Annotated in this window: 26 protein-coding genes and 1 tRNA gene; 24 read left to right on the forward strand and 3 right to left on the reverse strand. The window is 66.2% G+C overall.

What is annotated here, in order from left to right:
• The first annotated feature begins 966 nt into the window (after positions 1-966).
• From AB0J29_RS00005 to recN, 6 genes are all read left to right on the forward strand, one after another.
• The gene (locus tag AB0J29_RS00005; protein ID WP_364777835.1) at positions 967-1,842 is read left to right on the forward strand and encodes a hypothetical protein; all 876 of its coding nucleotides are present in this window, start codon (positions 967-969) and stop codon (positions 1,840-1,842) included.
• Positions 1,843-2,056: 214 nt separating this feature from the next.
• Positions 2,057-2,953: an HAD-IIA family hydrolase gene (locus tag AB0J29_RS00010; RefSeq protein ID WP_364776820.1), complete on the forward strand. Its 897-nt coding sequence runs from the start codon at positions 2,057-2,059 to the stop codon at positions 2,951-2,953.
• A 13-nt stretch (positions 2,954-2,966) separates the two neighbouring features.
• Complete coding sequence (locus AB0J29_RS00015; RefSeq protein ID WP_364776822.1) at positions 2,967-3,269, forward strand: hypothetical protein; 303 nt, start codon at positions 2,967-2,969, stop codon at positions 3,267-3,269.
• 1 nt (position 3,270) lies between these two features.
• Complete coding sequence (locus tag AB0J29_RS00020) at positions 3,271-4,092, forward strand: TlyA family RNA methyltransferase (RefSeq protein ID WP_364776824.1); 822 nt, start codon at positions 3,271-3,273, stop codon at positions 4,090-4,092.
• Complete coding sequence (locus AB0J29_RS00025) at positions 4,089-5,108, forward strand: NAD kinase (protein WP_364776826.1); 1,020 nt, start codon at positions 4,089-4,091, stop codon at positions 5,106-5,108. The genes AB0J29_RS00020 and AB0J29_RS00025 overlap by 4 nt, the downstream gene beginning before the upstream one ends.
• Entirely contained in the window at positions 5,102-6,871 is a 1,770-nt protein-coding gene (gene recN / locus AB0J29_RS00030; protein WP_364776828.1) for a DNA repair protein RecN, read from the forward strand. Before AB0J29_RS00025 ends, recN begins: the two co-directional genes overlap by 7 nt.
• A gap of 2 nt (positions 6,872-6,873) precedes the next feature.
• Here recN and AB0J29_RS00035 read toward each other — a convergent pair whose 3' ends face one another.
• A complete protein-coding gene (locus AB0J29_RS00035; RefSeq protein ID WP_364776830.1) occupies positions 6,874-7,293 on the reverse strand; it encodes an SRPBCC family protein in 420 nt (139 codons plus the stop codon).
• A gap of 161 nt (positions 7,294-7,454) precedes the next feature.
• Here AB0J29_RS00035 and steA point away from each other — a divergent pair, with 161 nt between their 5' ends.
• From steA to AB0J29_RS00110, 15 genes are all read left to right on the forward strand, one after another.
• Positions 7,455-8,666 (forward strand): putative cytokinetic ring protein SteA, encoded by a 1,212-nt coding sequence (steA, locus tag AB0J29_RS00040; RefSeq protein ID WP_364776832.1) that lies wholly within the window; start codon positions 7,455-7,457, stop codon positions 8,664-8,666.
• The gene (locus AB0J29_RS00045) at positions 8,663-9,610 is read left to right on the forward strand and encodes a copper transporter (protein WP_364776834.1); all 948 of its coding nucleotides are present in this window, start codon (positions 8,663-8,665) and stop codon (positions 9,608-9,610) included. Before steA ends, AB0J29_RS00045 begins: the two co-directional genes overlap by 4 nt.
• Positions 9,611-9,730: 120 nt before the next feature.
• Positions 9,731-11,452: a CTP synthase gene (locus tag AB0J29_RS00050; RefSeq protein WP_364776836.1), complete on the forward strand. Its 1,722-nt coding sequence runs from the start codon at positions 9,731-9,733 to the stop codon at positions 11,450-11,452.
• Complete coding sequence (locus AB0J29_RS00055; protein ID WP_364776838.1) at positions 11,453-12,112, forward strand: NUDIX hydrolase; 660 nt, start codon at positions 11,453-11,455, stop codon at positions 12,110-12,112.
• Between the two features lie 12 nt (positions 12,113-12,124).
• The gene (gene xerD, locus AB0J29_RS00060) at positions 12,125-13,075 is read left to right on the forward strand and encodes a site-specific tyrosine recombinase XerD (RefSeq protein WP_364776840.1); all 951 of its coding nucleotides are present in this window, start codon (positions 12,125-12,127) and stop codon (positions 13,073-13,075) included.
• A 197-nt stretch (positions 13,076-13,272) separates the two neighbouring features.
• The gene (locus tag AB0J29_RS00065) at positions 13,273-13,737 is read left to right on the forward strand and encodes a cupin domain-containing protein (protein WP_364776842.1); all 465 of its coding nucleotides are present in this window, start codon (positions 13,273-13,275) and stop codon (positions 13,735-13,737) included.
• Positions 13,738-13,963: 226 nt separating this feature from the next.
• Positions 13,964-14,908 carry a ParA family protein gene (locus tag AB0J29_RS00070; protein WP_364508456.1) on the forward strand — a complete coding sequence of 315 codons (945 nt, stop codon included), beginning with the start codon at positions 13,964-13,966 and terminating at the stop codon, positions 14,906-14,908.
• A gap of 182 nt (positions 14,909-15,090) precedes the next feature.
• On the forward strand, positions 15,091-15,897 hold the full coding sequence (locus AB0J29_RS00075; protein ID WP_364777838.1) for a segregation/condensation protein A: 807 nt from the start codon (positions 15,091-15,093) through the stop codon (positions 15,895-15,897).
• Positions 15,898-16,115: 218 nt separating this feature from the next.
• The gene (scpB, locus tag AB0J29_RS00080; protein WP_364777841.1) at positions 16,116-16,808 is read left to right on the forward strand and encodes an SMC-Scp complex subunit ScpB; all 693 of its coding nucleotides are present in this window, start codon (positions 16,116-16,118) and stop codon (positions 16,806-16,808) included.
• Between the two features lie 603 nt (positions 16,809-17,411).
• Positions 17,412-18,293 carry a pseudouridine synthase gene (locus AB0J29_RS00085; RefSeq protein WP_364776844.1) on the forward strand — a complete coding sequence of 294 codons (882 nt, stop codon included), beginning with the start codon at positions 17,412-17,414 and terminating at the stop codon, positions 18,291-18,293.
• A gap of 32 nt (positions 18,294-18,325) precedes the next feature.
• Positions 18,326-19,036 (forward strand): (d)CMP kinase, encoded by a 711-nt coding sequence (cmk, locus tag AB0J29_RS00090; RefSeq protein WP_364777844.1) that lies wholly within the window; start codon positions 18,326-18,328, stop codon positions 19,034-19,036.
• A gap of 64 nt (positions 19,037-19,100) precedes the next feature.
• The gene (gene der / locus AB0J29_RS00095; RefSeq protein ID WP_364776846.1) at positions 19,101-20,516 is read left to right on the forward strand and encodes a ribosome biogenesis GTPase Der; all 1,416 of its coding nucleotides are present in this window, start codon (positions 19,101-19,103) and stop codon (positions 20,514-20,516) included.
• 4 nt (positions 20,517-20,520) lie between these two features.
• A complete protein-coding gene (locus AB0J29_RS00100) occupies positions 20,521-20,712 on the forward strand; it encodes a hypothetical protein (protein WP_364776848.1) in 192 nt (63 codons plus the stop codon).
• Between the two features lie 310 nt (positions 20,713-21,022).
• A complete protein-coding gene (locus AB0J29_RS00105) occupies positions 21,023-21,316 on the forward strand; it encodes a metalloregulator ArsR/SmtB family transcription factor (protein WP_364776850.1) in 294 nt (97 codons plus the stop codon).
• A gap of 16 nt (positions 21,317-21,332) precedes the next feature.
• Positions 21,333-22,334: an LLM class flavin-dependent oxidoreductase gene (locus AB0J29_RS00110; protein ID WP_364776852.1), complete on the forward strand. Its 1,002-nt coding sequence runs from the start codon at positions 21,333-21,335 to the stop codon at positions 22,332-22,334.
• Here the strand turns inward: AB0J29_RS00110 and AB0J29_RS00115 are convergent.
• Positions 22,331-22,852, reverse strand: a complete 522-nt coding sequence (locus AB0J29_RS00115) for a hypothetical protein (RefSeq protein WP_364776854.1) — start codon at positions 22,850-22,852, stop codon at positions 22,331-22,333. The two genes, AB0J29_RS00110 and AB0J29_RS00115, sit on opposite strands and share 4 nt — an antisense overlap.
• A gap of 111 nt (positions 22,853-22,963) precedes the next feature.
• Here AB0J29_RS00115 and AB0J29_RS00120 point away from each other — a divergent pair, with 111 nt between their 5' ends.
• Both AB0J29_RS00120 and AB0J29_RS00125 read left to right on the forward strand, forming a co-directional pair.
• Complete coding sequence (locus tag AB0J29_RS00120; protein WP_364776856.1) at positions 22,964-23,716, forward strand: acyl-ACP thioesterase domain-containing protein; 753 nt, start codon at positions 22,964-22,966, stop codon at positions 23,714-23,716.
• A gap of 92 nt (positions 23,717-23,808) precedes the next feature.
• Positions 23,809-23,882: transfer RNA gene (locus AB0J29_RS00125), tRNA-Pro, on the forward strand.
• A 101-nt stretch (positions 23,883-23,983) separates the two neighbouring features.
• On the opposite strand, the gene AB0J29_RS00130 is transcribed toward AB0J29_RS00125, so the two are convergent.
• On the reverse strand, positions 23,984-24,193 hold the full coding sequence (locus tag AB0J29_RS00130; RefSeq protein ID WP_364776858.1) for a hypothetical protein: 210 nt from the start codon (positions 24,191-24,193) through the stop codon (positions 23,984-23,986).
• A gap of 152 nt (positions 24,194-24,345) precedes the next feature.
• Here AB0J29_RS00130 and AB0J29_RS00135 point away from each other — a divergent pair, with 152 nt between their 5' ends.
• On the forward strand, positions 24,346-24,585 hold the full coding sequence (locus tag AB0J29_RS00135; RefSeq protein WP_364777847.1) for a hypothetical protein: 240 nt from the start codon (positions 24,346-24,348) through the stop codon (positions 24,583-24,585).
• Positions 24,586-24,672 lie beyond the last annotated feature (87 nt).

Genomic DNA, 24,672 nt, shown 5'->3' on the forward strand with positions numbered 1-24,672 from the left:
GGGTGTGGGAGAGTAGGACACCGCCGGAACATCCTTCACGATAGGGGACCCACAATTTGGGTCCCCTATCGTCGTTTACACACCTATATCTATGCCGTGTTCGGGCCCGACCGCCGACACGTGATTGAATTCAGAGGTTCGACAACCTCTGGCGGAACCTAGAAAGGGGCCACCGTGTCGGAACAGAACGACGGCCGGAAGTCCTTCCGGCAGGACGGTCCCGACCGCGATCGGGGAAGTGCCTCCCGTGGCTCCTCCGACCGGGGTGATTCCGGCGAACGGCGCGGCTTCAAACGCAGCAGCGACTCGACCCGGAGTGGTTCGAATGATCGCAGCGCGAGCGACCGTGGTGGTTTCAAGCGCGGTGGCTCCGGAGAGCGTGGCGGCTACGACCGCGGTGCCGATGATCGCGGTGGTTTCGGTCGCAGCGGTGGACGTGGCGGTTCCGAGCGCAGTGACTCCGGCCGACGGGGCGATTCCGGCGACCGTGGCAGCTTCAATCGTGGCGGTTCGGGCGAACGCGGTGGTTTCAAGCGTTCCGGTGATTCCGGCGAGCGGGGCGGTTTCAACCGTAGTGGCTCCGGCGAACGCGGTGGTTTCGGTCGCAGCGATTCCGGCCGACGTGGGGATTCCGGCGAGCGCAGCGGTTTCGGTCGAGGTGGCCCGGGCGACCGTGGCGGTTTCAATCGTGGTGGTGATTCCGGCGAGCGCCGTGGCTTCAAACGCGGCAATGATTCCGGACAGCGCAGTGACTCCGGTGACCGCAGTGGTTTCGGCCCCAGTGGTGCTGGTGATCGTGGCGGCTCCGGTCGTGGTTCCGGTGAGCGCGGTGGCTTCAGCCGTGGCGGTTCGGGCGAGCGTGGTGGTTTCAACCGCGGCGACTCGGGCGATCGCGATCGGTTCAGCCGCGGTGGCGGTGAGCGCGGTGGTTTCAAGCGCGGTGGCGACTCGGATCAGCGCAGTGACGTGAACGAACGCGGCGGGTTCAAGCGCCGTGATGACGCCGGTCGGCGCGGCGGTTTCGACCGTGGCGGCGAATCCGGTGGTCGTGGCGACTCGGATCAGCGCGGTGGCTGGAGCCGTGGCGACGACGTGCAGGATCGCCGTCGTGGCGGCGAAGGTGCACGTGCCGGGGGTGGCTCGGCAGATCGACGCGCACCGCGTCCCGAAGAGCCGGATCTGCCCGATGACGTCCAGGCCGCCGACCTCGAAACCGAGGTGCGCCGTGATCTGCTGAGCCTGGACAAGGGCAATGCCGAAACCGTAGCCCGGCATCTCGTGATGGCGGCCCGGCTCATCGACGACGACCCGCGTCTCGCCTTGGCCCATGCACGGGCCGCCCGCCAACGTGCTGGCCGCATCGCTGTGGTCCGTGAAACCGCGGGTGTCACCGCCTACCACGCGGGTGAATGGGCTGAAGCCCTTTCCGAATTGCGCACGGCCCGCCGGATGTCCGGCGGTTCCGGTCTGCTCGCCGTCATGGCCGACTGCGAACGCGGCCTCGGCCGCCCCGAACGTGCCATCGAACTCGGCCGCAGCGACGAGGCCCGCGCCCTGCGCGGTGACGAGGCCACCGAACTCCGCATCGTGGTCGCCGGCGCCCGCATGGACCTCGGCCAATACGATCAGGCCGTTGTCACCCTGCAAACCTCGGAACTCGACCGCTCCCGCACCGGTTCCGCCGCCGCCCGCCTTTTCTACGCCTACGCCGACGCCCTGGTCGCCGCGGGCCGCACGGCCGAGGGCCTCACCTGGTTCCTCAATGCCGCCGCGGCCGACCTCGACGGTGAAACCGATGCCGAGGAACGCGCCGAAGAACTGACCGGCGACACCGACTTGTAGGGTTCTGCGGCCGTGACCCGCCATCGACGACCTCGTCGCGTGTGGTGACTGGAACGGGCTTCCTGCGCCTCAACATGAAACGAAGGTGCGGCCGAGTGTGTTGGGCCGTGCCGGCACAGGCTGTGCACCGCCTGGTGTTCATTTTCGTGTCGACGGGCTGGCGTAGGGTTCGGGAACGGCAAGGTGTCGGTCGGCGACATGAAGTGAGAGTGGTGTGAAGCGGCTACGAGAGCGATATGCAGCTCTGCTGCTTGATCTGGACGGCACGCTGTATCGCGGGCCAGAGGTGATCGAGGGCGCGCCGGAGGCGCTGGCGGATTCCGTTATGGCACAGCGGCTTGTGTATGTCACGAATAATGCGAGCCGTGGTCCGGACGTGGTTGCGCGGCATTTGGCCGAGCTCGGATTCGCGGCGGAAGCCGATGATGTGGTGACCAGTGCGCAGGCGGCGGCACGCGTGTTGGCGCAGCGGCTCGATTCCGGGGCCACGGTGTTGATCGTCGGCACCGATGACCTGGCCAAGGAGGTCGAGGCGGTCGGGCTGATTGCGATCCGGCGCTTCAACGGCGCCGCGCCCGATGCTGTCGTACAAGGACATTCACCCGAAACCGCCTGGCCGGATCTGGCCGAGGCGGCCTATGCGTTGAGCGCCGACGCACTGTGGGTCGCCGCCAATACCGATAGGACGCTGCCGAACGAGCGCGGTCTCGCGCCCGGCAACGGCGCCATGGTCGCCGCACTGCGTGCCGCCTCTGGCAGAGAGCCGGTGGTAGCGGGCAAACCCTATGCGCCACTGCTGGAAGACGCCTTGGTACGCGCCGGAACTCGCAGCGCGCTGGTGGTGGGCGATCGTCTGGACACCGATATCGAGGGCGCCAACCGCGTCGGTCTCGAATCGCTGCTGGTGCTGACCGGTGTGAGCACCCTTGACGAACTACGCGACGCCCCTGCGGACCTGATCCCGACCTATGCCTCGGAGTCATTGGACGCACTGAATCACCCGCCAGCCGAGGGCGAGGCGACCGACCTCGCCGACGACTTGGCGGAACGCTTACGGCGTAACCCGGGACGAGCCGTAAGGGTGCGCGCGTCCAGTTCGGAAATCCGATAGCGTTGATCCCACGATGACTACTCCGATGCCCCGCCCCAACGGCCCCGGCTCGAACGGACCCCGCCCCGGGCCACCGCTGCCCGGCCAGCATCTGCCGGGCGGACCGGGACGCCTGGAGCCTGCCGATCCGATGCGAATCCGTGCCGAGGTCGATGGCTTGCTCGCCGAACTCGACGCGCGTCCGGCGTGGACCGGCCTGGCGGCGGCGCCGCCGACGGACTCCGATTCCGGCACCGATATCACGCGGCGCGCCCGCATCCTGGAGCAGGCACATGAGGTGCTTGTGCAGGCACTGGCCACGGTGGACAAGATCTGAGGTGGCCAGGCGCGCGCGGGTGGACGCCGAACTGGTTCGCCGCGGATTGGCGCGATCGCGTGAACATGCGGTCGAGCTGATCGGTGCGGGCCGCGTCCTGATTGCTGGAACGGTCGCCGTGAAGCCGGCGACGGCTGTCGAGGCGGGCACGCCGTTGGTCGTGCGCGCGGAGCCCGATGAGGTGTCGTGGGCGTCGCGCGGTGCGCACAAGCTGCTCGGCGCGCTCGAGACATTCGAACCTCAGGGCTTGACCGTCGCAGGTAAGCGCTGCCTGGATGCCGGTGCGTCGACCGGTGGCTTCACCGATGTGCTGCTCTCCAGGCAGGCGCGTGAGGTCGTCGCCGTCGACGTCGGCTACGGCCAGCTGATCTGGCGGCTGCAGAAGGACGACCGGGTGCGCGTTTTCGATCGCACCAATGTCCGCGCCATCACCCCCGAATCCATTGACGGCACCGTCGAACTCGTCGTCGGAGATCTGTCGTTCATCTCGCTGAATCTGGTGCTGCCCGCGCTCGCGGCCTGTGCCGCGCCAGGCGCCGACCTGTTGCCTATGGTCAAACCCCAGTTCGAGGTGGGCAAGGAGCGGGTAGGCTCCGGCGGTGTGGTGCGCGAGCCCGCACTGCGCGCGGAAGTGGTGCGCGATGTCGCGGCGGCCGCCGCTGAATTGGGCTTGCGCACTGTCGGGGTGGTGGCCAGCCCGCTGCCCGGCCCATCGGGCAATGTCGAATACTTTGTGTGGCTCCGTAAGGACGGGCAGTTCGAGTACGACGGCGAGCAGGTCGCGGCCCTCGTCGAACGTGCGGTTGAGGAGGGTCCACAGTGAACGCGCTGACGCCGGCCGGATCCCGAGAGATTCTGCTGGTTTCGCATCCGGGCCGGGCGGAGATCATCGAAACCGCCCATCGCGTCGCGAAGATTTTCGCGGATGCGGGCATCGGGCTGCGCGTGCTCGCGGACGAGGCGTACAGCACGCGATTCGACTGTGAGCCCGACACCTCGGGCCGGACGGCCGTCGCCGAACCGGGCGGATATCCGGCCAGTGTGGTCGAGCACTGCCCGGACGCGGCGGTCGGCTGCGAGATGGTGCTCTCGCTCGGCGGTGACGGCACCTTCCTGCGCGCGGCCGAATTGGCCAGGCCCGCGGGGGTGCCGGTGCTCGGAATCAATCTGGGCCGCATCGGTTTTCTCACCGAGGCCGAGGCCGAACATCTCGACGAGGCATTGGCGAGCGTGGTCCGCGGCGAATACCGTCTCGAGCATCGGATGACCATCGATGTGAGCGTCCAGGTGGACGATGAGGTCATCGAAACCGGTTGGGCGCTCAATGAAGCCAGCATCGAGAACGCCGCGCGCATGGGTGTGCTCGAAGTGGTGTTGGAGGTCGACGGGCGTCCGGTTTCGCAGTTCGGCTGCGACGGCATCCTCATCTCCACACCGACCGGATCGACCGCCTACGCGTTCTCCGCGGGCGGCCCGGTGGTGTGGCCGGAACTCGAAGCGCTGCTGGTGATTCCGAGCAATGCGCACGCCCTGTTCGCGCGGCCGCTGGTGACCAGTCCGGAGTCGAGGATCGCGGTCGAATCCGTAGCGGCGGGCCATGATGCGATAGCCATCCTGGATGGCAGGCGCACCCTGGCATTGCCGAAGGGCGGGCGGCTCGAGGCGGTTCGCGGCGCCGAACCGGTGCGGTGGGTGCGGTTGGATTCCGCACCGTTCGCCGACCGAATGGTGCGCAAATTCCAATTGCCCGTGACAGGCTGGCGTGGCCGACGGCGAACGGAGAGCAGCCGGGGGACGGCAGCCGGCGGAGCCGGCGGGGTGGGTGAGGACGAGTGCTGACAGAGATCAGGATTGACGGGCTTGGCGTCATATCCACGGCTACCGCGCAATTCCATGCGGGTCTCACGGTTCTGACCGGTGAGACTGGTGCCGGTAAGACCATGGTGGTGACCAGCCTGCACCTGCTCAGCGGGGCGCGGGCTGATGCGGGCCGCGTCCGGTTGGGTGCGGCACGGGCTGTGGTCGAGGGGAGGTTCACCGTCGACGAGGTGAATACCACCGCGCAGAAGCAGGTGCAGGGCGTCCTGGAATCGGCTGCGGCCGAACGCGATGACGACGGCAGCATCATCGCGATCCGCACTGTCGGCAGCGACGGACGCTCGCGCGCGCACCTCGGGGGTCGTGGTGTACCCGCCGCTGTCCTCGCCGATTTCACCGCGCCGTTGCTGACCGTGCATGGTCAGAACGATCAGTTGCGGCTGCAGCGTCCGGAGCAGCAGCTGTCGGCGCTGGACCAGTTCGCCGCGGATACGGTCGGTCCGCTGCTGCGAAAGTACCAGGTGCGGCGACGATCCTGGCTCGACGCCCGCAATGAGCTGCTCGAACGTACCGCACACAGTAGGGAACTCGCGCTGGAGGCCGACCGGCTGAAGCATTCGCTGTCCGAAATCGACACCATCGCACCGGAACCCGGCGAAGATGTGCGCATCGTCGACGAGGTGCGCAGGCTCAGCGATCTGGATTCGCTGCGCGAGGCCGCCGCGATCGCGCACGACGCCTTGGCCGGTCCGGCTGATTCGCCGGAAGACGGTTCGGGCGCACTGGAACTGCTCGGCGCCGCGCGGGCCCGCATCGAATCGGCCCACGATCCGGCACTGACCGCGCTCGGGCCGCGACTCGGTGAGGCAATCGCGGTGGTCGTCGATCTCACTACCGAACTCAGTGGCTACCTTTCGAATTTGCCTTCGGATCCAGGCGCTTTGGATTCGCTGCTCACCCGGCAGGCCGAATTGAAATCACTGACCCGTAAGTACGCACCGGATATCGACGGGGTGATCGCGTGGGCTGATGAGGCGCGCACGCGTCTCGGCTCGCTCGACGTCTCCGAAGAGGCGTTGGCCGCGCTGGCGGCTGAGGTGGATATCGCCGCGGAACGCGTTCGGGAAGCGGCACGCAAATTGACTGCGGCGCGCACCAAGTCGGCGGGCAAGCTCGCCTCGGCGGTGAGCACCGAACTCGGTGGGCTCGCAATGGGTAGGGCGAAGCTCGAGGTCGTGGTGCGGCTGGTGCCCGCGAGCCCGCAGGATTCCGCGCCACTGACAGTGGACGGACAGGAATTGCATGCGGGTTCCACTGGTGTCGACGAGGTGGAATTTCGGCTGTCCGCGCATTCCGGCGCGCAGTCATTGCCGTTGAGCAAGAGCGCTTCCGGTGGTGAGCTGTCGCGGGTGATGCTGGCTCTCGAAGTGGTGCTCGCCAGTTCGGATCATGGTGCGACCATGGTGTTCGACGAGGTCGATGCCGGTGTCGGTGGTCGGGCCGCGGTCGAGATCGGGCGTCGGCTGGCCCGGCTCGCCCGCACCCATCAGGTGATCGTGGTGACCCATCTGCCGCAGGTCGCGGCCTTCGCCGACACCCATCTGGTGGTGGACAAGTCCGATGACGGCAAGGGCAAGGTCAACAGCGGCGTCCGGGCATTGACCAAAGATGAGCGCGTCATCGAATTGGCTCGCATGCTGGCCGGTCTCGATGACACCGAAACCGGCCGAGCCCACGCCGAGGAACTCCTCGAAACCGCCCGCGCCGAACGTGCCCTTGCCTGAGGTCAGCGCAGGGCTTTCTGGGCGCCCTTGAGGAACTGGTTGATGAGGTTCTCGAGGCCGAGCTCCACCACCTTGGCCGGGATCGGAAGGCTGGGCTCGGACTCCATCGTGTAGGAGACCAGGGTGCCGTTACCGGCGTCGGTGAACGTGATGGTGCCGACGTGCCGCTTCACCGGAGCACCCTTGATGATCTTGTATTCCATCAGCTCGCCGGGGACCAGCTTGGTGGTCTCCTCGACGATGCCGACGCCGGCTTTGCCGATGAAGTACTGCGCGCCGACGCCCGACGGGGTGGGAGAACCAGGGGTCTTCAGGGTGAAATCGACCGGGATATACGGGTTGATGCCGTCCCGCTCGGTGAAGAACTTGTAGACGACATCGCGCGGTGCCGCGATCACGGCGTCGACGGTGCTGCTGACCATGGTGACTCCTCATTCGGGATATCTGTGACCCGCAGCATACGGGTATTGGTTGAGGTGTTTCTGATGGCGGCGTGGTGTTCGTGGTACCACAGTGGCGAATGTGAAAGTTGATTCGGCGCGCCTCCACCAATGGTTGAGGGTTTGCGGTCAGTATCTGGCCCATGAAGATGCTGGCGTTGTTGTCGAGGAACACCGAAGCGCTGCCCGGGCTGACCGGGATAGCTCGGGTTGACCGCAACACCAGGCGTCTGCTGAAGCGGGTCGGGCCCGGTGATGTCGTCATACTCGATGAAATGGATCTGGATCGGATCACCGCCGATCGGTTGGTCGAGGCAGGCGTGGCCGCGGTGGTGAATACCTCGCCATCGATCTCGGGCCGCTATCCCAATCTGGGGCCGGAAGTGTTGGTCGCCAACGGAATTCTGCTGCTGGATACCGTGAGTTCGGACGCCTTCCGAATCAAGGACGGCACCAAGGTCCGCATCGATGAGGGCGTCGTCTACGCCGACAAGCTGGTCAAGAAGGAGCCCGAGGTCCTGGTCACGGGCATCGAGCTGACCGAATCCGATATCGCCGAGCGGATGATCGAGGCGCGCAACGGCCTCGCTGATCATCTGGAGGCCTTCGCGGGCAATGCCATCGAATTCATTCGCACCGAGAGTGCGCTGCTCATCGACGGTATCGGGGTGCCGGAGCTCGAGCTCGATATGAAGAATCGGCATGTGGTCGTGGTCGCCGATGGCCCGGAGCACGCGGACGATCTCAAGCGACTGAAGCCGTTCATCAAGGAATATGCCCCGATCATGGTCGGCGTCGGCCGCGGCGCGGACACCTTGATGAAAGACGGCTACCGTCCCGATCTGATTGTCGGCGACCCGGATGAAATCACCACCGCCACCTTGAAATCCGGTGCCGAGATGATCCTGCCCGCCGATACCGACGGCCATGCCAAGGGGCTGGAACGCATCCAGGATCTCGGCATCGGCGCGACGACCTTTCCGTCGTCCGGAGCACCGTCCGATCTGGCGCTGCTGCTGGCCCACCACCACGGCGCAGCGCTGATCGTGACCGCCGGTGCTGCCGCCTCGCTGGACGATTTCTTCGACCGCGGCCGCCGCGACAGCAATCCGGCGACCTTCCTCACCCGGCTGAAAATCGGCCCCAAACTCGTGGATGCCAAGGCCGTCGGCACGCTCTATCGAAACCGGGTGACCGGCACCGCCATCGCGATGGTCGTGCTCGCCGCCCTCGTCGCGGTGATCGTGGCCATGCTCGCCTCGAATATGGGGACCGAGGCACTGGATTGGGCCAGCGATACCTGGAACCGGTTCGAGCTATGGGCCCAGGGCCTTTCTGTCGGAGGTAGCCGATGATTTCGATTCGGCAGCACGCCGTTTCGATCGTCGCGATCTTCCTGGCCCTCGCCATCGGCGTGGTGCTCGGGTCGCAGACCGTGGCTGCGGACCTGCTGTCCGGATTGCGCGCGGATAAAACGGATCTGCGCAAACAGCTCGATGTGGCCACCGAGCAGAACCGGCGGCTCAGTGACGAAATGAATGCGGCGGACCGGTTCATCGCCGGATCGGCGGGGCGGATCCTCGGTGGCACGCTCACCGACCGCAGCGTCGTGGTGTTCACGACCCCCGACGCCGAACCCGCCGATGTCGAGGCCGTCGCGAAGGATCTGGAAACCTCCGGCGCGACCGTGACCGGCCGCATAGCACTCACCGACGCCTTCCTCGACGCCGCCGAGGGTGACCGGATGCGCACCGCGGTCACCAATGTCATCCCCGCGGGCGCGCAGCTGCGCACCGGTCAGGTGGATCAGGGCAGTATGGCCGGTGATCTGCTCGGCCTGGTGCTGCTGCTCGATCCGGCGAGCCCGCAAGCGCGCAGCACCCCGCAGGAGCTGAGCCTGGTGCTGGAGACGTTGCGTGGCGGCGGTTTCCTCGCCTACGGCGACACCCCGACGCAGGCCGCGAACCTCGCCGTTGTCGTCACCGGCGACGGCGCGAAGTCCAGTGCGAACAGTCAGGGCAGCAATATCGCCCGATTTGCCGGCGCGCTGCGCGGCCGCGGTGCGGGTGCGGTGCTGGCGGGGCGTTCCGGCGCGGCCGACAATCCGGGCCCGATCTCGATCATTCGGTCCGACGCCGCGCTGGCCACGGCCGTCACCACCGTCGACAATCTCGACCGCGAGATCGGCCGCCTCACCACCGTGCTCGGCTTGAGCGAGCAGCTCAACGGCGGTGCGGGCCGATACGGAACCGGCACCAAGGCGACCTCCCTCACACTCGTCGCGCCGCCCGCGAGCTGATTCGCCCGACCCGCGCTGCGAACATGGTGCAAGGGCCGGATCCGATCGATGGCAGCGACTGGGTGGCAAACGTGCGTGGCGTGTGATCAGACCAGCAATTTCGTGTTACCGTGAAGACCCGTGGGTCATACACGGAATCAGGCGCGAACGGCCACGAAGCACATCTTCGTCAGCGGCGGTGTCGCCTCCTCATTGGGTAAGGGTCTTACCGCCTCCAGCCTCGGTCAGCTGCTGACCGCGCGCGGACTGCGGGTGACCATGCAGAAACTCGACCCGTACTTGAACGTCGATCCGGGCACCATGAATCCGTTCCAGCACGGAGAAGTGTTCGTCACCGAAGACGGCGCGGAGACCGATCTCGACGTCGGCCACTACGAGCGGTTCCTCGATCGGGATCTGTCCCGGGACGCGAATGTGACGACCGGGCAAATCTATTCGTCGGTGATCGCCAAGGAGCGCCGCGGCGAATACCTCGGTGACACGGTGCAGGTCATCCCGCACATCACCGACGAGATCAAGAGTCGCATCTCGGCGATGCAGGGCCCGGATCTGCAGGGACAGGTGCCCGATGTGGTGATCACCGAAATCGGTGGCACCGTCGGCGATATCGAATCGCAGCCCTTCCTGGAGGCGGCCCGCCAGATCCGCCACGATGTGGGCCGAGACAATGTGTTCTTCCTGCACGTATCGCTGGTGCCCTACCTCGCACCCTCGGGTGAGCTCAAGACCAAGCCGACCCAGCATTCGGTGGCCGCGCTGCGCAATATCGGTATTCAGCCCGATGCGCTGATCCTGCGCTGCGATCGCGAAGTGCCGCAGGCGCTCAAGAGCAAGATCGCGCTGATGTGCGACGTCGACGTGGATGCGTGCATCTCCACGCCGGACGCGCCGTCGATCTACGACATTCCCAAGGTGCTGCACCGTGAGGGTCTGGACGCCTATGTGGTGCGCAGGCTCGGGCTACCGTTCCGGGACGTGGACTGGACCGTCTGGGGCGATCTGCTGGATCGAGTGCACCAGCCGCGGGAGACGGTCGAGGTCGCGCTGGTCGGCAAGTACGTCGATCTGCCCGATGCGTATCTGTCGGTAACCGAGGCGTTGCGCGCGGGCGGATTCGCCTCGCGGGCCAAGGTGAACATCCGCTGGGTGCAGTCGGATGAGTGCGAGACCCCGGCGGGTGCGCAGGCCGCGCTGCGCGACGTGGACGCGGTGCTGATTCCGGGCGGATTCGGTATCCGTGGCATCGAGGGCAAGGTCGGTGCCATCAAATATGCGCGGACCAGGGGGCTTCCGCTGCTCGGCCTGTGTCTCGGCCTGCAGTGTGTGGTCATCGAGGCGGCGCGTTCGGTCGGTCTGGCCGAAGCCAATTCAGCCGAATTCGAGCCGGACACACCGCATCCGGTGATTTCCACCATGGCAGATCAGAAGGAGATCGTTGCCGGCGAGGCCGATCTCGGCGGCACCATGCGCCTGGGTGCCTACCCGGCGACGCTGCAGAAGGGGTCGGTGGTCGCGCAGGCCTACGGCACCGAGCAGGTCTCCGAGCGGCACCGGCATCGCTACGAGGTGAACAACGCCTACCGCGACAAGATCGCCACCAGCGGTTTGAAATTCAGCGGTACCTCGCCCGACGGGCATCTGGTCGAATTCGTCGAGTTGCCCGCGGATAAGCATCCGTTCTTCGTGGCCACCCAGGCGCATCCGGAGCTCAAGAGTCGCCCGACCCGGCCGCACCCGTTGTTCGCCGCCCTGATCGCGGCGGCGCTGAGATATAAACTGGCCGAGCGGCTTCCGGTCGATATCCCGGATGAAGAGTTCGCGAACGCAGATCAGGCGTCATAGATGAGTGATAGCGGGGGAGCCCGGCCAGGCAGCCACGATTTCGAGACGGTGGCGAGCAAGACCGTGTACAGCGGCGCCATCCTCGCCTTGCGGCTCGATGAGGTGGCCATGCCGGGCGGACGCGTCGTCGATCGCGAGGTGGTCGAGCATCATGCGGCGGTCGCGGTCGCGGCGATCGATGATGCCGACAATGTGGTGTTGATCAGGCAGTATCGGCATCCGATCGGTCGTCGGCTGCTCGAGTTGCCCGCCGGGTTGCTCGATGTGCCCGGCGAGGATCCACTGGCAGCGGCGAAACGCGAATTGGCCGAGGAGACCGGACTGGCCGCCAGGGAATGGTCGGTGCTGGTGGATGTCGCGCTCTCGCCCGGATTCACCGATGAGGCGCTGCGGGTGTATGCCGCGCGGGGGCTGTACGAGACCGATCGGCCGGATCCGGAATTGGAGGAGGCGGACCTGGAATTGATCCGCATGCCGGTGGACGAGGCCGTGCGGGCCGCGTTGGCCGGCGAGATCGTCAATGCCACGGCGGTCGCTGGTGTGCTCGCGCTCGTGGCCGCCAGGGCGGGCGGGGCGCAGTTGCGTCCGGCCGATGCGCCGTGGCCGGGGCAGCCGACCGCATTACTGCGCCGCAAAGCGCAGCGGCAGTCCGAAGACTGACGGGTCGGGGCGGTGGTCGCGCGGGAGGTGAATGCCTACCTCGATCATCTTGCGGTTGAGCGCGGCGCCGCCCGCAACACCCTCGGTGCGTATCGCCGCGATCTCGATCGGTATCGGGATTTCCTGACCGGGCGCGGGATTACGGCACTGGAGCAGGTCGGTGAATCCGATGTCGCGGAGTTCACAATGGCGTTGCGGGCGGGTGGGGAGACGCACCCGCCGCTGGCAGCCATTTCGGTGGCTCGTGCGCTGATCGCGGTGCGCGGACTGCATCGCTTCGCCGCGGCGGAGGGGATGACGAGTACCGATGTCGCACATGCGGTGAAGCCGCCTACGCCGGGACGCCGGTTGCCGAAAGCGCTGCCGTACGACCAGGTGTTGCGGTTGCTGGAGGCGGCCGGCGGCGCGCCGATCGGCGATGCGAATGGGGCCGGAACCGATGGCGGGCCGCGCGGATTGCGCGATCGGGCGCTGCTCGAGCTGCTGTATTCGACCGGGGCGCGGATTTCGGAGATCGTTGGTCTCGACGTGGACGACCTCGATACCGAGGAACGGGCTGTCGTGCTGCACGGCAAGGGCGGCAAGCAGCGCATGGTTCCGATCGGCAGGCCCGCGCTGGCGGCCGTCGACGCATATCTGGTGCGGGGTAGGCCGGTGCTCGCCGCGAATGGGAAAGGCACTGCGGGCGCGCTGTTCCTGAATGCCCGCGGTGGGCGGTTGTCGCGGCAGAGTGCCTGGCAGGTTCTGCAGACCGCTGCCGAGCGGGCCGGCATCGGCGCCACGGTTTCGCCGCATACGCTGCGGCATTCCTTCGCAACGCATCTGCTCGACGGGGGTGCGGATGTGCGCGTGGTCCAAGAACTTCTGGGGCATGCCTCGGTCACGACCACTCAGATCTACACCTTGGTCACTGTGAACACTCTTCGCGAGGTCTGGGCTACCGCTCACCCGCGCGCCCGCTGATTCCGCTGTGGCGCGGCACGCGCGTTGCCCGATGAATCTGTTTGTGGCGTACCAAACGTGCGCAGGGCCGTATCGGCAGGCGGCGGATTCGGCATGCCGCATGGGAATTCGCGACGGGAAGAAAATAGGACTGCGGTCCGGTTGTGTCGGTATGTCGAGATCGGGTGGTCTCGGCATACCGATATGAGGTGAATTGGATGGCAAAGGCTTTCATCGTTCAGGAGCGTGATGTCGAGGCAGTGTCGCTGCCCGGTGGCGGATCGTTCCGGTTGCTCGAGGACAGCGAGAACACCGACGGGCTGTTCGGGGCGAATCGGCTCGTCTTGCAAGCAGGTGCGAATGGGACCAGGCCGCACCATCACACGAAGTCCACGGAGATCTTCTATGTCCTGGACGGGACTATGGATTTCCTCGTGGACGGCGCACGTCACGCGGTAGCGAAGGGTGGTCTGGTGGTGGTTCCGCCGGGTACCGTGCATGCCTTCGGGGCGTCCGCGGACGGTCCGGCCGAGTTCTTCGCGGTGCTCACTCCGGGTATCGTCCGATTCGAGTACTTCCGGCAGCTCGGTCGTATCGCTCGGGGTGAGGCGGATTGGGACAGCATGGATGAGCTCCACGATCGGTTCGACGTCCATTTCGACGGCGGACCGGATTGGCGTTAGGGGCGTGGACGCCTGCGCAGGTAAACGGGGGTGTCGCGTGTCCGAGCGTGGGTCTTGCGCGGTAAGGCGGTAGCGTCTATCGAGAGCTGGACCGTACGAAAGCGAGGTCGGGGCTGATCGGCCTCGCTACGCTCGGGCAGATGATGCCGGAGGCGGGCGAAGGCAACGGGCAGGAACGTATAAGGAGCAGCGGATCGTGACGACAGCCGGTGCGGCAGAATCGCCGATGAGTGCTGGGGCGCAGCCGCTTACGGGTACCCGGACGGGTCCGTACTCGGAAGCCGCGGCGGAAACGCTGTGGGGCAACGGCGCCGAACCCGTCCCCGAAGACACCTCGCTCGGCCCGACGGGGCGTCCGCTGCGTGCCGTGCCCGACCCGCCGCCGGTCGAGCGGCACGGTGATGCGCTGATCGTCGCGATGTGTAATCAGAAGGGGGGCGTCGGCAAGACCACCTCGACCATCAACCTGGGCGCCGCGCTCGCGGAATTCGGTCGACGGGTGCTGCTGGTGGACCTGGATCCGCAGGGTGCGCTGTCGGCGGGATTGGGTGTGGCCCACCACGATCTCGAGTTGACCGTGCACAACCTGCTCATCGGATCCAAGGTATCGATCGACGAGGTCCTGATGGAGACCCGCGTCGAGAATATGGATCTGCTGCCGAGCAATATCGATCTGTCGGCCGCGGAAATTCAGTTGGTCAACGAGGTCGGCCGGGAGCAGACGCTGGGGCGCGCGCTGCAATCGGTGCGTGATCGCTATGACTACATCCTCATCGACTGTCAGCCCTCGCTCGGCCTGCTCACGGTGAATGCGCTGGCCTGCTCCGATGGTGTGATCATTCCGATGGAGTGCGAGTACTTTTCACTGCGCGGACTCGCCCTGCTCAACGACACCGTGGAGAAGGTGCGGGACCGCCTGAACCCGCGTCTGAGCCTGTACGGCATCGTGGTCACCATGTTCGATGCGCGGCTACTGCATTCGCGACAGGTCATGGCGCGTGTCGTCGAGGTGTTCGGTGAGTTGGTGTACGACACGGCGATCATGCGTACCGTGCGCTTTCCGGACGCGAGCGTCGCGGGTGAACCCATCACCACGTGGGCGCCGAAATCCAGTGGGGCCGAAGCATATCGAGCGATGGCGCGGGAAGTCATCCACCGGTCCGGCCGGTGATCGGCGGTACGGAAGCGCCATCGACGAACACGGAAACGCTCGGCTCGGGGTCTGATGAGTTCGCCGATCGGAGCTCCGACGCCGGGCGTGGGGCGTCGGCTGCGCAGGACTCCGCCGCGGCGCACGATGATCCGCCCGGCAGACCTGACAGCGAGCCGACCGCGCAGACGTCCGGGTTCCAGCTGCGGCTGAGCAACTTTCAGGGGCCGTTCGATCTGCTCTTGAATCTGATCAGTTCGCGCAAGCTCGACGTGACCGAGGTCGCGTTGCATCAGGTGACCGACGAATTCATTGCCTACACAAAGGCTTTGACCGCCAGCATCGGGCAGCAGGGTACGTTGCGCGCGGACAAGATCCTGGATCAGACCACCGAATTCCTGGTCGTCGCGGCGACCCTGCTGGATCTCAAGGCGGCGCGACTGCTGCCCTCCGGTGAGGTGACCGACGCCGAGGATCTCGAGCTGCTCGAGGCGCGCGATCTGCTCTTTGCCCGGTTGTTGCAGTACCGCGCGTTCAAACAGGTCGCCGAATTGCTCGGGGAGTTGGAGGCTGTCGCGTTGCGGCGCTATCCGCGCGCGGTCGGGCTGGAGGAGCGCTACGCCGACCTGTTGCCCGAGGTTAGGCTGGGAGTTGATGCACACGAGTTCGCCGCGATCGCCGCGGCGGCCTTCCGGCCTCGTCCGGTGCCTCGGGTCGGACTCGACCACCTGCACCAGCACGCGTTCTCGGTCGCCGAGCAGGCCGCGCTAGTCCTCGAACAGCTCAAATTGCGCGGACCGGGTGGCTGGACGACCTTCGGCGAACTGGTCGCAGACTGCGAGGTGCCGATCCAGATCGTCGCCCGCTTCCTGGCACTGCTCGAGCTGTACCGGGGCAAGACCATCGAGTTCGACCAGCCCGACCCACTCGGCCCGCTCTCGATCAGCTGGACCGGTGACCCCGAGGACGAGACCGCCGACACCGTGACCATCGAGGAGGACTACGGGTGAGTGAGCGCACCGATGATGCGACACCCCTCGAGCACAACGGCATCGAGTGTGCGGTCATGGGCGAGCATGCGGATGACGTGCCCCTCGCGTCGAGCATCAGTGAAGAGTCGGCGCCGGACGCACACGATGGCGGCATCGGAGATGTCGCCGAAGGGGCTGATATCAGCGAGACACCGCGGCCACGCGGTCGCGGAAGGCTCGTCGACGCCGCAGCGTCCGTGACTGCGGTGAAGTCCGAAAAGGGCGCCGATGCCGGTTCCGATGGCGTAGTGGCGGAGTTCACGCCGGAACCGCTGGATGATGATGAATTCCGGTCGGCGTTGGAGGCGATGTTGCTCGTGGTGGATGCTCCGGCGCCGGTAGAACTGCTGGCCGACGCGTTGCGGGATAAACCGGCGCGGGTGGAGCGGGTGCTGCACGATATGGCGGCGGAAATGTCTGCGCGGGCCAGTGGCATCGATCTTCGTTTCGTGGGTGACGGGTGGCGCTTCTATACTCGCAGCGAGTACGCGCCGTATGTGGAACGGATGCTGCTCGACGGCGCCCGGTCGAAATTGACCAGGGCCGCTTTGGAAACATTGGCGGTGGTGGCATACCGCCAACCGGTGACCCGGACCAGGGTCAGCGCGGTGCGCGGCGTGAACGTCGACGGTGTGATGCGAACCCTGCTGGCTCGCGGATTGATCGCCGAGGCCGGGGTCGACCCGGACACGAACGGCACGCAGTACCGCACGACCGAACTGTTCCTGGAACGGATCGGACTCGCATCACTGTCCGATCTGCCGCCACTGGCGCCCCTGCTGCCGGGCGTCGACCTGATCGACGAGATCAACGAGAGCCTGGACACGGACCCCCGTTACACCAGGCTGAGGAAATCCGCCGAGACCGATTTGGATCTCGGTACCGAATAAGACTGACAGGACAACATGAATACGCCCGCTCGCCGAGATGGCACACCGGATCGTAGGACCAGAAGCGACCAGCCCAGTAGGGGCGGTGCAGGCCGAAACGCACGCGATACGCGTTCGGCGCAACGGGGAGGTACCCAGCGCGGGGCCGCATGGGGCGGCTCCTCGCAGGGGGGGCATCGGGGGAATTCAGAAGGTGACGATCGTGGTTACCGCGGCTCGTCGCGGGGCGATCAGCGCGGCTCCGCGCGTGGCGGTGACTACCGCGGCACCTCACAGGGCGGCGGCGGATACCGTCATTCGTCGCAGGGGGAGAGCGGCTATCGCGGCTCCGCCGACCGTGGCTCCGACCGACGTGGCGCGTCGCAGGGTGGCGGTTATCGCGGTTCGCGCCAGGGCGAGAGTGGTTATCGCGGTTCCTCGCAGGGGGGCTCGGGCTACCGCGGTTCGTCACAGGGCGGCTTCGATCATCGTGGTCCGCGTGGCGACGCCTATCGTGGTGCCGCACAAGGCGGTTCGGCACCACATGCCGCTGGCTCGCGCGGCTATGCGTCGGGAGGCACTGCGCAGCAAGGCAATCCGTCGCGCCGCACGACGTCGGCAGCGATGTCCGCGCCCGTCGGTAAGAAGGCCAAGAATTCGAAGCCGCAGAAGAAGGTCGTCGCCGCCCCGCTACTGAGCAACGCCAAGCCCGCCCGGAAACAGCACGTCGACCAGCCCGCCGAGGGCGGCCACGAGAAGCTGCCGTCGGGTGAGGGCGAGCGACTGCAGAAGGTGCTCGCCAAGGCCGGTGTCGCTTCGCGCCGCGCCGCCGAGGAGATGATCGCCCAGGGCCGGGTCGAGGTCGACGGCGCCATCGTCACCGAGCAGGGCCTGCGGATCGATCCGCAGCATGCCGTGGTCCGCGTGGACGGCACCCGCGTGATGGTGCGCGAGGAGCTGGTCCATATCGCGCTGAACAAGCCCAAGGGCTGGCAGTCCACCATGTCCGACGATCTGGGCCGCCCGTGCGTCGGCGATATCGTCGCCGAACGTATCGCGGCCGGTCAGCGCCTGTTCCACGTCGGCAGGCTGGATGCCGACACCGAGGGGCTGTTGCTGCTCACCAATGACGGCGACCTCGCACATCGGCTCATGCATCCGTCGTTCCAGGTGCCCAAGACTTATCTGGCGACGGTGAACGGTGAGGTCCACAACAAGTCGGTCGGCAAGCGCCTGCGCGACGGCGTCGAACTCGACGACGGTCCGGCCAAGGTCGACAGGTTCCAGGTGCTCGAGCTGGGCGAGGGACGTTCGCTGGTCAAGATCGTATTGCACGAAGGACGCAAGCACATCGTGCGCCGGCTGCTCGACGCAGTCGGCCATCCGGTGACCCGGTTGGTGCGCACCAATATCGGTCCGGTCGCGCTGGGCGACCAGCGGCCCGGCACGCTGCGCGTGATCGGCCGCGATGAAGTCGGCAAACTTTACGAGGCGGTGTCGTTGTGAACGGTGTAGAGATTCCCGTGGATGTCCCTGCGATGGTCGAGGGCAGCACACCGCTGGTCGTTGCCATGGATGGGCCTTCCGGTACCGGCAAGTCCAGTGTGTCGCGGCGACTGGCCACCCGACTCGACGCCAGCTACCTGGACACCGGCGCGATGTACCGCGTCGCGACGCTGCGGGTGCTGCGGGCCGGTGTCGAGCTGACCGATTCGGCAGCGATCGGCGCGGCGGTGAAGGAGCTGCCGCTGACCATCGGCACCGATCCCAGCCGGGAGCTGATCCTGCTCGACGGTGACGACGTCTCCTCTGAGATCCGCGGCAATACCGTCACCAAGGCGGTGTCCGCGGTGTCCGCCGTGGCCGAGGTGCGCGAGCTGCTCGTCGCCCTGCAGCGTGAAATCGCTTTCGCCGCACAGCGAATCGTGGTCGAGGGGCGCGATATCGGCACCGTCGTGCTGCCGGATGCCGACGCCAAGATCTACCTCACCGCCTCCGCCGAGGCCCGCGCGCAGCGGCGTAACCAACAGAACATCGCCGAAGGCCGCGGCGACGACTACGAGGGCGTACTCGCCGACGTGCAGCGTCGCGACACCCTCGACTCCACTCGCACGGTGTCCCCACTGCGTCCGGCCGACGACGCGGTGCAGGTCGATACCAGCGAACTGAATATGGATGAGGTCATCGACGAGCTGTATCGCGTTGTGGTGCGGCAGGTTTCGATCGGCCGGACAGGTAGGACAGTGTGAGCGAGCGAACCGCCGACACAGCAGTGTCACTCGGGCCGGAGCCGAGCACCAGCGAGGCGCAGTCATGAGCGAAGACGTGCTCGCGGGGGATGGCGTCTGGAGTGACGAATCCGATTGGGAGATAGTCGATCTCGACGGTGAGTTCGGCGAGGACGAGCACCTCGCGATGCCGACGGTGGCGGTCGTCGGCCGCCCGAATGTCGGCAAATCGACCCTGGTGAATCGGATCCTCGGTCGTCGTGAAGCCGTTGTCGAGGACATTCCCGGCGTGACCCGCGACCGCATCTCCTACGAGGCGAACTGGGCGGGTCGCCGTTTCCTCGTGCAGGACACCGGCGGCTGGGAGCCCGACGCCAAGGGCCTGCAGCAGTCGGTCGCCCGCCAAGCCGAACTGGCCATGGAGACCGCCGATGCGATCCTGCTCGTGGTCGATGCGGTGGTCGGTGCAACGGCCACCGATGAGGCCGCGGTGAAGAAGCTGCGCCGCTCCAAGATTCCGGTGATCCTGGTCGCCAATAAGGTCGACGACGAACGCGTCGAGTCCGAGGCCGCCGCGCTGTGGTCGCTCGGTCTCGGCGAGCCGCGTATGGTCAGCGCCGCGCACGGCCGCGGCACCGGTGACCTGCTCGACGATGTCCTGGAAGTCCTGCCGGAAACTCCGCGGGAGGGTACCGGTGGTACCGGCCCGCGCCGGGTCTCGCTGGTCGGCAAGCCGAACGTCGGCAAGTCCAGCCTGCTCAACAAGCTCTCTGGTGATGAGCGTTCGGTTGTACACGATGTCGCGGGCACGACCGTCGACCCGGTTGATTCGCTGGTCGAATTGGGCGGCAAGATCTGGAAATTCGTCGATACCGCGGGTCTGCGCCGCAAGGTCTCCCATGCCAGCGGCATGGAGTTCTACGCGTCGCTGCGCACCAAAGCGGCGCTGGAGGCCTCCGAGGTCGCGATCATGCTGATCGATGCCTCCGATCCGATCACCGAACAGGACCTGCGGGTGATCAGCATGGTCGCCGATTCCGGTCGCGCGCTGGTGCTGGCCTTCAACAAGTGGGATCTGGTCGATGAGGATCGTCGCCTGCAACTCGACAAGGAAATCGACCGGGACATGGTCCGGGTGCCGTGGGCACAGCGCGTCAATATCTCCGCGCATACCGGCCGCGCCGTCCAAAAGCTGGTTCCCGCAATGGAAACCGCACTGGAATCCTGGGACAAGCGCATTCCCACCGGTCGGCTGAACAACTGGCTCAAGGAAGTCATCGCCGCGACACCGCCGCCGATGCGCGGTGGCCGGCTGCCGCGCGTCCTGTTCGCCACGCAGGCCACCACCCGGCCGCCGACCTTCGTTCTTTTCACGACGGGGTTCCTGGAGGCGGGTTACCGCCGGTTCCTGGAGCGGCGCCTGCGTGAGGAGTTCGGCTTCGACGGTTCTCCGGTTCGTATCTCGGTTCGCGTGCGCGAGAAACGGGAACGCAAGAAGTAGCTCCGTGGAACGGACGTCGTTGCGTGGCAACGGCGTCCGTTCCCGTCTTCGTTGCGTAGCTGTGCTCGGCCAGCGAACGTGCCGGGCGACCGGTGATATCGGCGACGGTGGCGGTGATTTCGGGGCGGAGTGCGGCCAGCATTTCGGTGAGGTCGTCGAGGACGAAGGAATCGGGGAAGGTTTCGTCGTCGAGTAGGCGTTGTCTGGCTTGGTCGTAGGCGAGTTCGGCCGAGCGCAAGAGACGCCCGAATGCTTCGCCGATGTTCCGGACCTGGTTCGCGCGGGTGAGTACCTCCGGTCCGGTCAGCGTGGGTAGCTCCGGCATGGGCGTTTCGTGAGTGTCCGGGCTGCGCCGGTCGCCACGCTCGAAACCGCTCCGATCATTCCTACTGGGAAACGCGCGGGCTCGCTGTCCAATAGCATCCGCGGCGTGTGCTGCGTCACGATGCCGAGTCGCCGCATCCGGCGTAAGTTCGTTAATTAGCGAAATACCGAAGGAGGTGGATGTGCTCGACGAGTGCAAAGCATTGGCGAATGAGACCCGCTTGCGCATCCTGGCGTGGCTCAAGGATCCGGATGCGAACTTCCCGGTCCGGGGCAATGACACCGCCGAGCTGGGCGTGTGTGTCGGTCTCATCCAGCAGAAGGCCGGGACCTCGGCCTCGACCATATCGGCGCACCTCGCGATCCTGCAGCGCGCCGGATTCCTCAGCGCCACTCGACGCGGCCAGTGGACCTACTACCGCCGCAACGAAGCCCGCATCCGGGCCTTCACCGAAGAACTCCACCGTGTTCTCTGAGCTACGAAGGAAGTTTATGTCCACCGCATTGTCGATCCTCGACTTGGCGTCGATCGCACCCGGCCGCACCGCACGCGACAGCTTCGAAAACAGCGTCGCGCTGGCCAAGGTCGCCGAGCGCAGCGGCTACCGACGCGTCTGGTACGCCGAACACCACAACATGCGCTCGATCGCGTCGAGCGCCACCAGTGTTCTGATCGGTCACGTCGCGGCACAGACGGAGACCATTCGACTCGGGGCGGGCGGCATTATGCTGCCCAACCACTCGCCGCTGGTGATCGCAGAGCAGTTCGGCACCCTGGAGACGCTGTTCCCCGGACGGATCGACCTCGGACTCGGCCGCGCACCCGGCAGTGATCAGAAGACCATGTTCGCGCTGCGCCGCAATCCGGCCTCGGCGGACTCGTTTCCGCAGGATGTACTGGAGCTGCAGGGCTATCTATCGGGCAACTCGCGGGTGCCCGGTGTGCAGGCCGTGCCGCGCGCGGAAAGCATTGTGCCGCTTTATATTCTGGGTTCGTCATTGTTCGGCGCGCAGCTCGCCGCGCAGCTCGGCCTGCCGTATGCCTTCGCATCCCACTTCGCGCCGGACGCGCTGCATCAGGCGGTCGCCGTCTACCGCGACAAGTTCCGGCCGTCGGAGCAACTGGCCGAGCCGTATATCATGGCGGGCCTCAACGTGTTCGCGGCCGAGGATCACGATGCGGCGGTGGCGCAGAAGACGATCGCCTACCGTGCTCGCGCGCGAGCCATGATTCGGCGTGGCGCTGCGGGCACCGACTTCACCGATGCGGAGATCGATGCGTTCCTCGCCTCGCCGAACGGCAGCCAGCTCACTGCGATGACCCGATACACCGCCGTCGGCACACCCGCCGAAGTCCGTTCGTACCTGGCGGATTTCGCGGGTTCCATTGAAGCGGACGAACTCATCGTCGCCCACCACGCCACCGAAATCGATGATCGACTCCGGTCCGTCGAACTCACCGGCGGCCTCATCACCGAGCCGGCAGCTCCCTAGCTCACCGAGCCGCCGACTATCAGGTTTGCGGTCATGGAGCCGTCGGCCTCCTTATTGCCGTAGATGACGACCGCCGCACCGACCGTCACATCCGACACGCTGCGGGCGGCGAGGACAAGTACCTGGGTATTGGGGGTGACATGAACGTTCGTCGTGGCACCCAAAACCCCTTGCACCGCAACGGTTTTGCCATCATTGGCGGTGACCTTTCCGATGGTCAGCCCACGATTGACCTGGACCGCGTTCGCCGGGACGGCCGCCGCCGATCCGCCGGTCGCCGACTCTCGGGGCGGTGGTGAACCCAGCGGCGCGACGAAGAGGTAGACCACTAGCGAAAGCAGGACCGCGAAGCTGGTGCCGATGAGCATGCCGAGGTGGGGATGGTGCTGCCCTCGCCTCGACGGAAGTGTGATGGCGGTGAGTACAACCGGGTCGATGGCCAGCTCCGCGCCGGCGCTGGACTCCTTACTCGGGAGAGCCTTGGGCTGGTTCGACCACGGCGTGGCCGGGGGACTCATAGCTTCAACGTTATTTAACGGAGTGTGCATAGCTATCGCCAATGGCGGGAGCACTTCGATGCGAGCGGGTCGGAGGGCGGCCGAGGGGGCGAGACCTGGCATTATCCGTGCATGGACATTCCCAGCGTGCTGCCGGAACGCCCAACCGTCGGGGCCCCGTTCGAGACCGGCTGGCCGGTCCGCCTCGCCGATACCGACCGGGACCAGCGTCTGCGTCTCGACGCTATCGCCCGCTATCTGCAGGACATCGGCTTCGAACACCTCGAGGCTGTCGAGGACGGTGCTAGCCACCGTGGCTGGGTGGTCCGCCGCACCGTCATCGACGTTCTCGAACCCGTCGAATTCGCGGAACACCTCACCCTGCGCCGCTGGTGCTCGGCGTTGTCCAACCGCTGGTGCAATATGCGCGTGCAGATCTGCGGCAGCAAGGGCGGACTGGTCGAAACCGAAGGATTTCTCATCCATCTCGGTACCGAATCGGGCGTCCCCGCCCGCATGAGCGACCGCTTCATGGCGCCGATGCTCGCCAGCACCACCGAACACCGTCTGCGCTGGAAAGCCGCACTCACCGATCCGCTACCCACCGGCCCCGACGTCGAGGAATTGCCTTTCCCCTTGCGCGTCGCGGATTTCGACTGGCTCGACCACGTCAACAATGCTGTCTACCTCAGCGCCCTGGAAGAACTTCTCACCACCCACGCCGACCTCACTGTCGGGCCCCATCGCACCGTCATCGAGTACGCCAAACCGTTGACCGCAGGCGAGCGGGTCCGCGTCATCGGCCGCCGCACCGGCAACACCCTCGACGCCTGGTTCGCCGTAGGCGACGACCCCCGAGCCGCAGCCCGTGTCACCCCACGCTGACTTCCGCCCCATCAGCCACACCGATAACCAGGCGATTCGGTGTCTGGCCACCCGCTGAGGTAATCTTTTCCAGCGCCCGAAACCGGGCGCATCGGGATGTGGCGCAGCTTGGTAGCGCACCTGACTGGGGGTCAGGTGGTCGCAGGTTCAAATCCTGTCATCCCGACAGAGAAACCCCTTCCGACCTGGGTCGGAAGGGGTTTTCTGTTGCAACACCACTCGTGTGATTCGAGGCTACTCCCACAGAAAAGTCACACTTTGGGCTGCTCACCGGCCTCCGGCCCATCGTTCGAGGACGTCCCTGTTGTCGGGCACGGTCTCGGGGGTGTCGATGTAGTGCTTCTTGGCTACCGCCTCGGTGTTGCCCAGTTGGCGGGCCGCCCGGCCGGGGTCGTCGTATGCGTGGTCGACCTCGGTGCCCGCGCCTCGTCGGAAGGTGCGTGGGCCGGGGATCGCTAACCGGTCCAGGATCTGCACTACCGACGCTCAGCAGACACTGGAAATCGTGTCCTGATCAGCACGCTATCGGCGAATCACGACACCACAGGACAACCCGGACCGGTAGACACCGGGCCGTCCACACGACGGCCCGGGCCCGACCAGCACAAGAAGGCACGCAGCCAGTGAGCATGCCCGACCCGGCCGACTTCCGCATCACCACCAGCGACGCGATCGAACTCGCCGAAATGCTGACGTTCATCGCTGACTGGCTCGCCAGCACCGACCCGATCATCGTCCAGTCGTTCAACGCGTTCGTGGGGTCGGACAGCTACACACTCACGGACTTACGGGCCAGCCTGGACCGGTTCGTCGGCATGCTCGGCAGCGCCACCATCGCGGACCGCTACCTCGACAGCGAACCCTACTGACATGTCCGATCTTTTGTAGTTGAGGCACGGTGGCCGATCCGCCGATCACTGCGGCGGCTGATCTTGCCCCCGGCCCCTGGCCCACCC

It is taken from the genome of Nocardia sp. NPDC049707 (assembly GCF_040674855.1).
Classification (GTDB): domain Bacteria; phylum Actinomycetota; class Actinomycetes; order Mycobacteriales; family Mycobacteriaceae; genus Nocardia.

Coding starts and splice junctions, on each gene's coding strand:
- AB0J29_RS00015 (WP_364776822.1), top strand. CDS start 2,967: ATGACTACTCCGATGCCCCGCCCCAACGGCCCCGGCTCGAACGGACCC.
- AB0J29_RS00035 (WP_364776830.1), bottom strand. CDS start 7,293: ATGGTCAGCAGCACCGTCGACGCCGTGATCGCGGCACCGCGCGATGTC.
- steA (WP_364776832.1), top strand. CDS start 7,455: ATGAAGATGCTGGCGTTGTTGTCGAGGAACACCGAAGCGCTGCCCGGG.
- AB0J29_RS00045 (WP_364776834.1), top strand. CDS start 8,663: ATGATTTCGATTCGGCAGCACGCCGTTTCGATCGTCGCGATCTTCCTG.
- AB0J29_RS00055 (WP_364776838.1), top strand. CDS start 11,453: ATGAGTGATAGCGGGGGAGCCCGGCCAGGCAGCCACGATTTCGAGACG.
- AB0J29_RS00065 (WP_364776842.1), top strand. CDS start 13,273: ATGGCAAAGGCTTTCATCGTTCAGGAGCGTGATGTCGAGGCAGTGTCG.
- AB0J29_RS00070 (WP_364508456.1), top strand. CDS start 13,964: ATGAGTGCTGGGGCGCAGCCGCTTACGGGTACCCGGACGGGTCCGTAC.
- AB0J29_RS00085 (WP_364776844.1), top strand. CDS start 17,412: ATGTCCGCGCCCGTCGGTAAGAAGGCCAAGAATTCGAAGCCGCAGAAG.
- cmk (WP_364777844.1), top strand. CDS start 18,326: ATGGTCGAGGGCAGCACACCGCTGGTCGTTGCCATGGATGGGCCTTCC.
- der (WP_364776846.1), top strand. CDS start 19,101: ATGAGCGAAGACGTGCTCGCGGGGGATGGCGTCTGGAGTGACGAATCC.
- AB0J29_RS00110 (WP_364776852.1), top strand. CDS start 21,333: ATGTCCACCGCATTGTCGATCCTCGACTTGGCGTCGATCGCACCCGGC.
- AB0J29_RS00115 (WP_364776854.1), bottom strand. CDS start 22,852: ATGAGTCCCCCGGCCACGCCGTGGTCGAACCAGCCCAAGGCTCTCCCG.
- AB0J29_RS00120 (WP_364776856.1), top strand. CDS start 22,964: ATGGACATTCCCAGCGTGCTGCCGGAACGCCCAACCGTCGGGGCCCCG.
- AB0J29_RS00135 (WP_364777847.1), top strand. CDS start 24,346: ATGCCCGACCCGGCCGACTTCCGCATCACCACCAGCGACGCGATCGAA.